Origin of the sequence: Bradyrhizobium sp. NDS-1, from assembly GCF_032918005.1 — a bacterium.
GTDB classification, from domain to species: Bacteria; Pseudomonadota; Alphaproteobacteria; order Rhizobiales; family Xanthobacteraceae; genus Bradyrhizobium; species Bradyrhizobium tunisiense.
On sequence record NZ_CP136628.1, the window covers coordinates 5760078 to 5772361 of the forward strand.

Sequence of the window (12284 nt, forward strand, 5' to 3'; positions counted from 1 at the left end):
TCACATGCATTCCATTGTCCGGCCAGGCGCCACGATCGTTGCCGCCATCCTCATGCTCTCGCTGGCCAATGGCGCCGCGATGGCCGGTAGCACGCAAGACGAAGCCAATCGCAAAACCGTGCTCGACTTCTACGACAAGGGACTCAATCAGAAGGACGCCGATGCCGCCCTCGCCCATGTCGGCGACCGCTATGTCCAGCACAATCCGAACGCGGCCGATGGCGCGGATGGCTTTCGAAAATTCATCGGATTCCTGCGCGAAAAGTTTCCGAATTCGCGCAGCGAGATCAAGCGCAGCTTCGTGGACGGCGACTACGTCATCCTCCACGTTCACGCGGTTCGCGAGCCCGGCACCCGAGGCAATGCGATTGTCGACATCTTCAAGCTGGAGAACGGCAAGATCGTCGAGCATTGGGACGTCGTGCAGCCGATCCCGGAAAGCCCCGCGAACAACAACACGATGTTCTAGCTCGGAGCGTAGCCCGCCGTTTAACTTTTCCTTGCGATCCAGATCACGTGGCGTGCGCCGCCGCCCCTTCCGGTGGCGCGGACGTTGACTTCATTGACGTCGAAACCGGCGCGGCCAAGGCGTTTGGTGAACGCCGGATTGGGTCCGGACGACCACACCGCGAGCACGCCGCCGGGCCGCAGCGCCATCTTCGCCGCCGAGAGCCCGCTCGCGCTATAGAGCGCATCGTTGCCCTTGCGGGTCAGTCCTTCCGGCCCGTTGTCGACGTCGAGGAGAATGGCGTCGAAAGCAGACCGCTTTGCCCGGATGATGTCGCCGACATCCGTTTCCCGGATACTTACCCTTGCATCATCGAGACTGTCGCCGAAGACCTCCGCCATCGGGCCTCGCGCCCAGGCCACAACAGACGGGACGAGCTCGGAAACAACGATCTTCGCCTGGCCTCCGAGCACCTTCAGCGCCGCACGCAACGTAAAGCCCATGCCGAGGCCGCCGATGAGGACGACGGGCTTTGCAACCTTCTCGATCTGCTTGGCCGCCAATGTTGCGAGGGCCGCTTCCGAGCCCGACAGCCGGTTGTTCATCAGCTCATTGGTGCCGAGCTTGATGGAGAACTCCTTGCCCCGCCGCATCAGGCGGAGCTCCTCGTCGGAGCCGGGGATCTTGGCGGTGTCGATCTTTTCCCAGGGAATCATGCCAGACGTTTAGCACGATCGAAAAGGTTCCCCGAAGCATGGTCGGTTACGCCCTGCGATTGCGCTATGCGCAATCGCAGGGCTGACCCGCCCTACGATCTAGCCGCCCGCCCACACGTCCAGCACATAGCGGTTCTTGGTCCCCATCTCCTCGATCCACCGCGCGCCCGCGGCCGCATCGCTGCCGCTCTTCTCGCGATGGATCGCGACCAGGGCCGCCTTCACGTCCGGCTCCATCTTCCCGCCGTCGCCGCAGACATAGATGACAGCCCCCCGCTCGATCAGCGGCCACACCTTGTCCTTCTGCACGGCCAGCACGTGCTGCACATAGGTCTTCGGTCCGTCCGCGCGCGAGAATGCCGTGAACAGCTCGGTGATGCCGCTTGCCGCCAGCGCCTTCAGCTCGTCCGCATAGAGAAAATCCTGGTCGGGATGGCGGCAGCCGTAGAACAGCATGGATGGCCCGAGCGTCGCGCCCTTCGCCTTGCGCGCGGCGCGTTCCTGGAGAAAGCCGCGGAACGGCGCGAGGCCCGTGCCGGGGCCGATCATGATGATCGGCACCGAGGGATCGTCCGGGAGCCGGAAACCGGCCTTGGTCTCGCGCACGGTGGCGTAGATCGCATCACCGGTGCGCCGGTTGGCGAGATAGTTCGAGCAGATGCCCTTGTAGGTGCCGCGCCCCGACGCGGCCGGCCCTTCGACCACGCCGACCGTGATGCTGCAGCGCGCCGGGTCGACCGACGGCGAGGACGAGATCGAGTAATAGCGCGGCGCCAGCAGGGAGAGCATTTCGAGATAGACGTGAAACGGCAATTCACAGGCCGGATATTCGAGCAGCAGGTCGAACACAGATTTGCGCCGGGACAGAATCTCGCTGCGGTAACGCTCGAGTGGCTCGCCCTCCTCTCCGACGAAGGCCAGCAGCTTTGGCTTGGTGACGGGGCAGCGCGTGTGCTCGGCCATGATCTGGATCTGCTTCCGTGTCGCGACCTGCTGCAGCTCGACGAACTCGCTGAGCAGGCGGCTGACCGAGACGGCATCCCCGACCAGCAATTGCGCGCGGCGCCCTTCTGCGACCTGCAGCCTGATCTGGTCGGCCGGCAGGAAACCGAAACGGCGGGCAACAGAATCCACCAGCGTCGGATCGTTGCGCGGGACGACGCTGAGGTGATCACCGACGCGATAAGTGACGTTGGCCGGCAACTGCACCTCGATGTGGCGCGTCGAACGCTCGGACGGATTCGAGCCGTTCTTGTTCTGAAGCTCGTCGTTGACCAGTACCTTCATCGCCACGGCGCCGCCCTGGGCGACGATGGTGTTGACGGCGGTCACCGCCACCGGCTGGATCGCGTAAAGCGGATCGTCCTCTGCGGTGCGGGTGAAGTTCCAGTCGATGCCGAATTCCTTGGTGGCGACCTGGGCGGCAGCCGGGAACCATTTCTGGAACTGGCCGTCGAGATCGCTGCGCGCATCGCCCTCGCCGCGCGGAAAGACCGCGCGCGCGCCGTGAGCCGACAATTGCTCGTCGATCAGGCGCGGCACCGATTGATAGGTCGCAGCCCAGTCACTGTTGCCGCAACCGAACACGGCGTAACGCACACCGGCAAAGGCATCCTTTGGCAAGTCGCCGCCGAGCCATTTGACGAACTGCGTGGCATTGTCCGGTGGCGCGCCGTTATAGGAGGCGCAGATGATCAGCACGCCGCCCTCCTGCGGCAGCTTGCCGACGTAATCGTCGAGCGGGCCGAGATGCACGGCAAAGCCGTTGATCTCGGCAAGGTCCGCCATGCGCGTCGCGAGCTCTTCCGCCGTGCCAAGATTGGAGCCATACAGCACCAGCATCGGCGTGTTGTGGCCGGGCCGGGCCGTCGGCTGGCGCGGCGCCTTCGGCGCCGAGGATACAGCCGCGACGGGCCCGCCATAGACACCGCGCTCGCGATCGGCACGGGGGCGCACCTTGATCTTGAAGCCTTCCGGCTTCATCGTCAGCGTCTCCTTCAGGTGCATCTGGTAGCGCTGGTGATCGATCAGCTTGAAGCGCTGCAGGATCATGCCGAGCGCCAGCGCCGCCTCGTGCATCGCAAAGCCCCGGCCGATGCAGGCGCGCTGGCCGTTGCCGAACGGCTTCCAGGCATTGATCGGCCGTTTGGCCTCCGCCTCACGGCTGAAATTCTCGGGATCGAAGGCATCGGGATTCGGCCCCCACACCGAGGGATCGCGATGCAGCGCGGTCACCAGGATGGTGGTGAAAGTCCCCTTCCTGAGCTTGTACTTGCCGCCGCCGATGGTCTCGTCGTTCAGCGGCGAGATGCCGTAAGCCGGCGCCGGCGGCCACAGCCGCAGCGCCTCCTTCAGGATCTGCGTGATGTAGGTGAGCTGCGTCACCTGCTGGTAAGTCGGCTTTGCATCGACATTCGGACCGAGGACGCGATCGACCTCGTCATAGGCCTTCTTGAGAATGTCCGGATGCTTGAGCAGCGCATAGATCGTGCACGACAGCAGCCCGCTGGTGGTCTCGTGTCCGGCGATCAGGAACGTGTTGATCTGGTAGCGGATGTTGACGTCGTCGAGCTGCTCGCCGGTCGAGCGGTCTACGCCGGTCATCATCGCGGCCAGCATGTCCTTCTTGTCGTCGATCCCCTCCGCACTCTTGCGGCGCTCGGCGATGATCTCGTCGACCATCTTGTTCATGAAGGCAACGTCTTCGGCGAGCGTCTTGCGCCGCTTCTGCATCCAGAGCTGCTCGAGCGGCAGGCCGCGTGTCATCATGATGGTTTCGAGCGAGCGCACCAACGACTCGACGAAGGGATGGTAGTCGCGGCGGTAGAACGAATTGAAGCGGTACTCGAAGCCGCACAGGCCGATCGTGTCCAACGTCAGCGCGGTCATGTCGTGGACGACATCGATCTCGTCGTCGGCGTTGAGCCGCCCCCATTTCTGGACGAGTTGCTCGGCAATGTCGACCATGCTCGGGTGATAGGACTGCATGGCGCGATTGCCGAACGGCTGCAGCAGGATGTTGTGCGCCTTGCTCCAGTTCGGTTCCCTGGTGTCGGCCGTGAACAGACCATCGCCGCCGACCGCACGCACGCGCCGCAGTGCGCCGCGCACCGTCTTGTCGAACCGCTTCTCGTCGGAGAGTTCGTCGACGAGATCGTGGCCGGAAACGACGACGATCGGCGAGCCCATCATGTCGAGCCAGAAGATCGGACCGAGCTCCTTGGCAAGTCGCGTCAGGTGCTGCACGGGGGCTGCCGCGTCCAGCGACAGCATGTTGCCGACCACCGGCTTGGTCGGCGGATGCGGGATCGGATCCAGTCGGTTCTTCGATGACATTAAATGCGCTTCCCCCTCTTGCCGTCATTCCGGGGCGATGCGTAGCATCGAACCCGGAATCTCGAGATTCCGGGTCCGGTCCTTCGGACCGTCCCGGAATGACGTCTCATTTGCAGTGACGACTGCGTCGTCAGCCAAATCGCCTTCTACGCCATTCGATCAGCTTGGCGCTGACCTCCTCCGGCTTCTCCTGCTGCGTCCAATGACCGCTATCCTTCACCAGGTACTTCTCGAGATCGCCGATCAGCTTCTCCATGCCGTCGGCAGCCGATGGCGGCAGCACCGCATCGTTCTCGGCCATGATCATCAATGACGGCACATGGATATGATGGTCCAGCCCTTTCGACCGCTCCCAATTGCGCGTGAAGTTGCGATACCAGTTGATGCCGCCGGTGAAGCCGGTTTTCGTGAAGGTGTCGACGAACACTTTCTTCTCGTCCGCGGAAAGAATCGGCGTGCGCGGATCGACCTTGGCATCGTAAGCCGCGATCATCTGCGGAAAGGCCAGGTTGGTCTTTGCCGAAGCGCCAACGCCTGCGATCGGCGGCGCTTCCGGTTTTGCCTCCGGCCGCGCCAGCGGCTTGCGCATGAAGGCGTCGAACGTCTGCTCGACGCGGCTGCCGAAGATCTGGTCCGGCTTGCGCGCGGGATCCTGGAACTGGACGATATACATCTGGTCGCCGAAGCGCTGGCGGAACAGCGCGATCGGGTCGATCGGGCTGCGGTCCCAATGCGGGGTGTTGACGCCGACGACGCCGGCCACGCGCTGGGGATGCCGCAGCGGCATCTGCCAGACGACGAAGCCGCCCCAGTCGTGACCGACGAAGATCGCCTTGTCGATCCCGAGATGATCGAGCAGACCGACGAGATCGCCGGTCAAATGCTCCATGTCGTAGTCCTCGACCGGCTCCGGCCGATCGGACGCGCCATAGCCGCGCTGATCCGGTGCGATCACGCGGATGCCGGCCTCGCTCAGCGCCTTGATCTGATGACGCCAGGAGAAAGCGAGCTCGGGCCAGCCGTGGCACAGCACGACCGGCGGCTTGTCGTCGGCCGGGCCTGCCTCGTAATAGCCCATGCGGATTCCGTTCGTCGTCGCGAACTTGAGCGGCGGCATTTCAATCATTGCAACATTCCTACTCAGCGGCGCCTTTGATGTCCGCCGCCGGCGGCGCGTAGGCCGCCTCCAGCGCGGCAAACTCCTCCGGCAGCATGTCGCACATCACCTGCACATGCGGAATGATGTTGGCACCGACGATGAAGCCGAAATCGAGCTGGTCGCGATAGCTCTGCACGGTGATATTGAGGGCCTGGCCGTGGGTCGAGATCGAGACCGGGAAGATGTGCAATAGCTCCGCGCCGGCGGCATAAAGAGTCTGCCGCGGTCCCGGCACGTTGGACACGGTAATGTTGGCGGCCGGCGGCAGCACGTCCGACAGGTTGGAGCGGCTGTAGAGCAGCGCGAGGATCTGCACCATGATCGGCGCGCCCAGCATCGAGATGTTGGAGACCTGCGGCATCAGTGCCCGCAGCGGATGCGACATCTCCTTGGACTTGGTCGACTGCGCGATGATGGCCTCGAGCCGGGCCTTGGGGTCCTCGATGTTGGTCGCGATCGAGCAGATCATGCCGAACACCTGGTTGTTGGCCTCGGTGTTGCCCTCCTCCCGCAACGAGATCGGCACGGCGGCGGTCAAGGATTTTGCCGGCAGCGTGCCGTATTGCTGGAGATAGCGGCGGACCACACCGGAGGCGAGCGCCAGCACGACGTCGTTGAGCTTGCCGCCGGCCTGCTTGGCCAACGCCTTCGCCCGTGACAACGAAATCGACACGCCGGCAAAGCTGCGCTCCGAGGAAATGGTCTTGTTGAGCATGGTCGGCGGCGACACCATGCTGGCGAGGCTCTCGCGCGACTTCGGATCGGAGACCTTGCCGAGCACCTCGGAGACGCTCTTGAGCACGGTGGGAATGTTGCCGGCGAAGCGCACCGCGCTCTCGATCTGGTACATCGCATTGTCGAACAGGATCGAACCGATATCGCTCTTGCCGGTGCGCGGCAATTGCAGGTTCTTCGCGGCGGCCGACGCATCGAGCGGCTGAGTGAAGAGCTGCTGATAGGAGTCGAGCAGGTTGGCGGCGATGTCGCGCGGCTCCTGTCCGGGCTTGCTTCCAGCCGCGGGCGGATCGACCTTCCGGGGCACCGGAGAGACATCGTAGATCATGCTGGTCAGCGCCGCACCGGCGCCGCCGTCGATGGCGGCATGGTGCATCTTGGAATAAAGTCCGACCTCGCTGTCCTTCATGCCCTCGAACACGTAGAACTCCCAGAGCGGGCGGGCCCGGTTCAACAGTTTGGCGTGCATCCAGCCGACGATGCGCTCCAGCGTGGCCCGGTCGCGCGGCTGCGGCAGGCTGGCGCGAAAGATGTGGCGGTCGATGTCGAACTGATCGTCCTCCACCCAGGAAGGATGATCGATGTCGAGTGGTGCTTTCTCCAGCCGCGCCTTCAGAATCGGCGCGACGTGAAGGCGCGAGACGATCATCGCCTTGAAGTCTTCGAAGAAGTCGCCTTTGTAGTCGTCGGGCAGGCGAAAGATCGCCATGCTCCCGACATGCATCGGCATTTCCGGCGTTTCCAGATAGAGAAACGACGCGTCCAGCGACGACAGCTTCTTACCGTCAGCCATAGTTCCCTCCCGCTAGATTTGACGGGCGCCTTGGCCGGCGCTTCTCGTCAGCTCGATACTGCCTGTTCCGGCGGGGCATATGCAATGGCAAACGGCCCTGCCCGGTCAAATGGCGAGAATTCCCCTTCCGGTTGGGCCAGACGGTCGGCGACGGCCCACAGCGCCGCAGGGTTCACCCCGAGCCCAATATGGCTCGCCAAGTGCACCTCGATGTTCTCGGCACGGTCGGAGGGCCGAAGCAAGCAGGTTCGCCAATTCACGACACCGTCGGCGCGCGAATAGATCGACGTCGCCGGCACCGGCAGATCGCCCGCGATCGCTTCGCGAGCTTCCGCAAAATCCTCGACCCGCTCGCCGGACAGCGCCTCGTAAAGCCGCGTGGCGTTGGTTGCCCGCACGTCGTTGGCGAAAGGGCTGCCAAGCGTGATGACATACCGAACCTTGTCGGGTGCCCACAGCGCGAGATCGCGGGCATAGACGCCGCCGAGACTCCACCCGACCAGGCTGACCTTGCGCCCCGTGGCAGCGTGGATTTCGACGAGACGGCTGCGCAACGAATCCCGCATCCGCCCCAGTCCACCAAGGTTGCGGCCCATTCGCCAGGCATGTGCATCGTAGCCGAGTTCGCTGAGATAACGCCGCATCGGCATCATCGAGAGATCGCTGGCGAGAAAGCCCGGCAGCGCCAGCACCGGATGGCCGTCGCCCCTGGGCGCGCGCATCAGAAGCGGCGACAGCAACAGGCTGGCGTTGAATTCGAACAGGCCGCGAGCCTCGGCGAGCAGCAGGCCGAGGCTCGGTGGACGAAGTCGATCTGTTTCCAGCGCCCCGGCCGGCCCGGCCGACATTTACTTCTTCTTGTCGCTGCTGCGCGAACCGCCGAGACCGGCCATGGTGACGAACATGTCCTGAAAGCGCTCCGCGATCTTCGGATCGAAGGTGAACCAGCTCTGGATCAGCGATTCCGGGGAGACCTTGTCGATGTTGGACATCATCTGTTGCTGCAGCTTGTCCATGACAGCGGTCTGCATCGGCATGACGTCCGGAAGGCCAAAGAACTGGCGGGCCTCGAGGGGGGTGCAGTCGATTTCGATGTTAACTTTCATGTCCCCTCCGGATTGAGATTCGAGCGACTTTGCGGAGTATCGCCGCGAGTTGTGGTGCGACGCAAGCGACCTGATGCAGGCGCGACTTGCCCCGTCCCGCAATCGGCCGGTATGGTCAACCAAAGTCGAAAGATGCGGTCCTCCATGCCAGGCGCCACGGTCAGCCTTGCTGCACAGCGGCGCAACTTGGCGCGTTCCTTGCTGGAATGGCGCTTGCACCGGTCGAGAACTCTGGGCAACATGGATTAATCGGCCGGCCGAACAATCAAAAACCACCGGCACAGCGACGTGGAGAGGGTCAAGAATGTCAGTATGTCGAAGTCTGTTTGCGGCGACTCTCGCCGGTACGTTCGCATTGGCGGCCTCGCCTGCGACCAGCCAGACGTTGCGCTATGCCAACCAGGGCGACCTGAAGTCCCTCGATCCCTATACGCTCAACGAGAGCACCACCCACGCCCATCTCGGTCACGTCTATCAAGGCCTCACCGCGCGCGACAAGGACCTCAAGATCATTCCGGCGCTGGCGGAGAGCTGGGAAACTCCGGAGCCGACCCGCTGGCGCTTCCATTTGCGCAAGGGCGTGAAGTTCCACAACGGCGATCCCTTCACCGCCGACGACGTGGTGTTCTCGGCCGATCGCGTCCGCAAGAAGGGGTCCAACATGCAGACCCGTCTTGCGCCCGACGTCAAGGTCGTCAAGGTCGACGACTACACCGTCGACTTCATCCTGCCTTCGCCCAATCCCATCCTGCATAACTCGTGGGATGTCTGGTACATCATGGACAAGAAGTGGGCCGAGGCGAACAACGTCGTCGATCCGACGCCGGTGGCGGCGACCACGCCGAGCTACGCCTCGCTCAACGAGAACGGCACCGGTCCGTTCACCATCGAAAGTCATCAGCCCGGCGTGAAGACGGTCTTCAAGGCCAACCCCAATTACTGGGGCAAGGTCGAAGGTAACTTGAAAGAGATCGTCTTCACCCCGATTGCTTCGGACGCAACCCGCGTCGCTGCGCTGCTCTCCGGCGAAGTCGACGTCATCGAGCCGGTGCCGATCCAGGACATCTCCCGCGTCGATTCCAGCCCGAACGCCCAGGTGCTGAAGGGGGCGGAGCTGCGCACCATCTTCCTCGGCTTCGATCAGATGCGCGATGAGCTGCTCTACTCCAACATCAAGGGCAAGAATCCGTTCAAGGACGTTCGCGTCCGCGAAGCCTTCTACAAGGCGATCGACATCGAGCTGATCAAGACGCGCGTGATGCGCGGACTGTCGACGCCCTCGGCCCTGATGATCGCGCCGGAATTGTTCGCACTGTCCAAGGAGTTCACGCGGCCGAAATTCGACCCTGATGGCGCCAAGAAGCTCCTGACCGAGGCCGGCTATCCCGATGGCTTCGAGGTCACCATGGACTGCCCGAACGATCGTTACGTCAACGACGCCGCGATCTGCCAGGCCGTGGTCGGCATGCTTGCTCGCATCGGCGTCAAGATCAATCTGCTGGCGCAGCCGAAGGCGCAATACTTTGCCAAGGTGCTGAAGCAGGGCGGCTACCAGACCTCGTTCTACCTGCTGGGCTGGACGCCGAGCACGATGGACTCGCACAACGTGCTCTACGACATCATGGGCTGCCGCGACGATGCGAAGTCTTCGCGGGGTGAGGCCAATCTCGGCGGCTACTGCAACAAGGAGTTCGACGCCATCACCGACAAGGTGCTGGTCGAAACCGACACCGCCAAGCGTAACCAGCTGATCAAGCAGGCCTACGAAATCGGCAGCAAGGACTGGTCCTACATCCCGCTACACCAGCAGGCGCTGGCCTGGGGCGTGTCGAAGAAGGTCAACCTGCCGCAGCGCGCTGACAATTTGGTCATGTTCCATTGGGCGACCAAAAAGGACTGACGTCAGTTGAACACCAGGTCCCGGCGGCGTCAGGCTTCCGGGACCTTTCCTTTTCCGGCTGACAGAGGCGTCGGCCGCACGCACACCAAGGACAGTGGAAGGCATGCTCGCTTTCACTCTTCGCCGCGCCGTTCAGGCCATCGGCGTCATGTTCGCCGTCGGCATCATCGCCTTCTCGATGTTCCGTTTCGCCGGCGACCCCGTCAACCAGATCGTCTCGATCGACACGTCGGCCGCCGAACGCGAAATGGTGCGCAAGTCGCTCGGCCTCGACGATCCCGTGCCAGTGCAGTTCGTGCGCTATTTCGCCGACGCCGCGCAGTTCAAGTTCGGCGTCTCCTACCAGTTCCGCCAGCCGGTCTCGACGCTGTTGATGGAGCGTATGCCGGCCACGCTGGAACTCGCGGTCTGCGCGACCGTGTTTGCCATGGTGTTCGGCATTCTGATGGGCGTCTATTCGGCGCTCAAGCGCGACACCGTGCTCGCCAAATTGTTTCAGGCGGTTTCGCTGATCGGCATCTCGTTGCCGACTTTCCTGATCGGCATTCTGCTGATCTATCTGTTTGCGGTGACATTGGGGTGGTTGCCCTCTTTCGGCCGTGGCGAGGTGATCAAGCTCGGCTGGTGGAGTACGGGTCTGCTCACGCTGTCCGGACTGAAGGCATTGATCATGCCCTCGATCACGCTCGGCCTGTTCCAGATGACCCTGATCATGCGGCTGGTGCGCGCGGAGATGCTGGAAGTGCTGCGAACCGACTATATCCGCTTCGCCCGCGCCCGCGGCCTGACCACCCGGGCCATCCATTTCGGCCATGCGCTGAAGAACACGCTCATTCCCGTGATCACGGTGGCCGGACTTCAGTTTGGCTCGGTTATTGCATTTTCGATCATCACCGAGACCGTATTCCAATGGCCGGGCATGGGACTTCTGTTCGTGCAGGCCGTGCAAAATGTCGACATCCCGATCATGGCCGCCTATCTGCTGATGGTTTCGCTGATCTTCGTCACCATCAATCTGGTGGTCGACATCCTCTACACCGTGGTCGATCCGCGCCTGCGCGCGACCGTCGGCCGAGCCGCATAAGGCAGCCCTGCATGTCCGACGTAGCCGCCTCCAACTCCGACAAGCAGAGCACCCCGCCCGCGCATGCCGGCCGCAGCTGGCTCAGCCGCGCTCTCGACAGCGACATCTTGTATTCGTTCCGCCGTTCCAAGCTGACGATGGTGGCGGCGGCCATTACCCTGCTGTTCTTCCTGCTCGCGATCTTTGCATCCGCGCTCGCCGTGCAGAACCCATTCGATCCGGCGCAGCTCCAATTGATGAACTCTCGGATCTCGCCGCTCTGGACCGCCGATGGCCAGAGCCCCTTCCTGCTCGGCACCGACGAGCAGGGCCGCGACGTGTTCTCCGCCATCCTCTACGGCATGCGCATCTCGCTGGCCGTGGGCGTCGCCGGCGTGATCTTCGCCGGCGCCCTCGGCATCGCGCTCGGCCTGATCGCCGGCTATTTCGGTGGCGCGGTCGATGGCGTGATCATGCGGATCGCCGATGTGCAACTCACTTTCCCCGCCATCCTGATCGCGCTGCTGGTCAACGGCATCGCCAAATCGATCTTCGGCAACAGGCTGGATGCCAACAGCATGCTGGTGGTGCTGGTGATCTCGATCGGCCTGAGTTTCTGGGTGGGGTATGCCCGAACGGTGCGCGGCTCCGTGATGGTCGAGAAGAACAAGGACTACGTCGCCGCCGCGCAGCTGATCGGCCTGCCCGCGCCAACGATCATGCTGCGGCACGTGTTGCCCAACACGATGGGCCCGATCCTGGTCATTGCCACCATCAACCTTGCGCTGGCCATCATCACCGAGGCGACGCTGTCCTTCCTCGGCGTCGGCTTGCCCGACACCATGCCCTCACTCGGCACGCTGATCCGCATCGGCAACAACTATCTGTTCGCCGGCGAATGGTGGATCGTCGCTTTCCCCGGCATCGCGCTGGCCGGGCTGATCCTGTCGATCAACCTGCTCGGCGACTGGCTGCGCGACGCGCTCAACCCGAAGCTCCGATGAGCAACACTTCGACAAGAGCGTCTC

General features: G+C 63.3%; 10 protein-coding genes. 4 read left to right on the forward strand and 6 right to left on the reverse strand.

Translation table 11 applies throughout. From position 1 onward, the window contains the following. Positions 1 to 4: 4 nt before the first annotated feature. Positions 5 to 469 carry a nuclear transport factor 2 family protein gene (locus RX330_RS26860; RefSeq protein WP_317240474.1) on the forward strand — a complete coding sequence of 155 codons (465 nt, stop codon included), beginning with the start codon at positions 5 to 7 and terminating at the stop codon, positions 467 to 469. Between the two features lie 20 nt (positions 470 to 489). Here RX330_RS26860 and RX330_RS26865 read toward each other — a convergent pair whose 3' ends face one another. From RX330_RS26865 to RX330_RS26890, 6 genes are all read right to left on the reverse strand, one after another. Next, positions 490 to 1164: a spermidine synthase gene (locus RX330_RS26865; protein ID WP_317240475.1), complete on the reverse strand. Its 675-nt coding sequence runs from the start codon at positions 1162 to 1164 to the stop codon at positions 490 to 492. Positions 1165 to 1263: 99 nt separating this feature from the next. Further along, positions 1264 to 4500 (reverse strand): bifunctional cytochrome P450/NADPH--P450 reductase, encoded by a 3237-nt coding sequence (locus tag RX330_RS26870; protein WP_317240476.1) that lies wholly within the window; start codon positions 4498 to 4500, stop codon positions 1264 to 1266. A gap of 130 nt (positions 4501 to 4630) precedes the next feature. Continuing rightward, positions 4631 to 5626, reverse strand: a complete 996-nt coding sequence (locus RX330_RS26875) for an alpha/beta fold hydrolase (RefSeq protein ID WP_317240477.1) — start codon at positions 5624 to 5626, stop codon at positions 4631 to 4633. Positions 5627 to 5636: 10 nt separating this feature from the next. After that, positions 5637 to 7187, reverse strand: coding sequence for a wax ester/triacylglycerol synthase family O-acyltransferase (locus tag RX330_RS26880; protein ID WP_317240478.1), 1551 nt, complete (start codon positions 7185 to 7187; stop codon positions 5637 to 5639). A 47-nt stretch (positions 7188 to 7234) separates the two neighbouring features. Next, entirely contained in the window at positions 7235 to 8035 is an 801-nt protein-coding gene (locus tag RX330_RS26885; protein ID WP_212081150.1) for an esterase/lipase family protein, read from the reverse strand. Continuing rightward, complete coding sequence (locus RX330_RS26890) at positions 8036 to 8293, reverse strand: DUF6489 family protein (RefSeq protein WP_212081149.1); 258 nt, start codon at positions 8291 to 8293, stop codon at positions 8036 to 8038. Between the two features lie 304 nt (positions 8294 to 8597). Here RX330_RS26890 and RX330_RS26895 point away from each other — a divergent pair, with 304 nt between their 5' ends. The 3 genes from RX330_RS26895 to RX330_RS26905 all read left to right on the forward strand — a co-directional run bounded on the left by RX330_RS26895 (position 8598) and on the right by RX330_RS26905 (position 12260). Next, on the forward strand, positions 8598 to 10193 hold the full coding sequence (locus RX330_RS26895) for an ABC transporter substrate-binding protein (protein ID WP_317240479.1): 1596 nt from the start codon (positions 8598 to 8600) through the stop codon (positions 10191 to 10193). Between the two features lie 103 nt (positions 10194 to 10296). Continuing rightward, positions 10297 to 11277, forward strand: a complete 981-nt coding sequence (locus tag RX330_RS26900; RefSeq protein WP_212081147.1) for an ABC transporter permease — start codon at positions 10297 to 10299, stop codon at positions 11275 to 11277. An 11-nt stretch (positions 11278 to 11288) separates the two neighbouring features. After that, positions 11289 to 12260 carry an ABC transporter permease gene (locus tag RX330_RS26905; protein WP_317240480.1) on the forward strand — a complete coding sequence of 324 codons (972 nt, stop codon included), beginning with the start codon at positions 11289 to 11291 and terminating at the stop codon, positions 12258 to 12260. Positions 12261 to 12284: the final 24 nt, after the last annotated feature.

Bases quoted from the DNA above. Each gene is read 5' to 3' on its own strand.
- RX330_RS26890 (WP_212081149.1), bottom strand. From the start codon at position 8,293: ATGAAAGTTAACATCGAAATCGACTGCACCCCCCTCGAGGCCCGCCAG.
- RX330_RS26875 (WP_317240477.1), bottom strand. From the start codon at position 5,626: ATGATTGAAATGCCGCCGCTCAAGTTCGCGACGACGAACGGAATCCGC.
- RX330_RS26860 (WP_317240474.1), top strand. From the start codon at position 5: ATGCATTCCATTGTCCGGCCAGGCGCCACGATCGTTGCCGCCATCCTC.
- RX330_RS26885 (WP_212081150.1), bottom strand. From the start codon at position 8,035: ATGTCGGCCGGGCCGGCCGGGGCGCTGGAAACAGATCGACTTCGTCCA.
- RX330_RS26905 (WP_317240480.1), top strand. From the start codon at position 11,289: ATGTCCGACGTAGCCGCCTCCAACTCCGACAAGCAGAGCACCCCGCCC.
- RX330_RS26870 (WP_317240476.1), bottom strand. From the start codon at position 4,500: ATGTCATCGAAGAACCGACTGGATCCGATCCCGCATCCGCCGACCAAG.
- RX330_RS26895 (WP_317240479.1), top strand. From the start codon at position 8,598: ATGTCAGTATGTCGAAGTCTGTTTGCGGCGACTCTCGCCGGTACGTTC.
- RX330_RS26880 (WP_317240478.1), bottom strand. From the start codon at position 7,187: ATGGCTGACGGTAAGAAGCTGTCGTCGCTGGACGCGTCGTTTCTCTAT.
- RX330_RS26900 (WP_212081147.1), top strand. From the start codon at position 10,297: ATGCTCGCTTTCACTCTTCGCCGCGCCGTTCAGGCCATCGGCGTCATG.
- RX330_RS26865 (WP_317240475.1), bottom strand. From the start codon at position 1,164: ATGATTCCCTGGGAAAAGATCGACACCGCCAAGATCCCCGGCTCCGAC.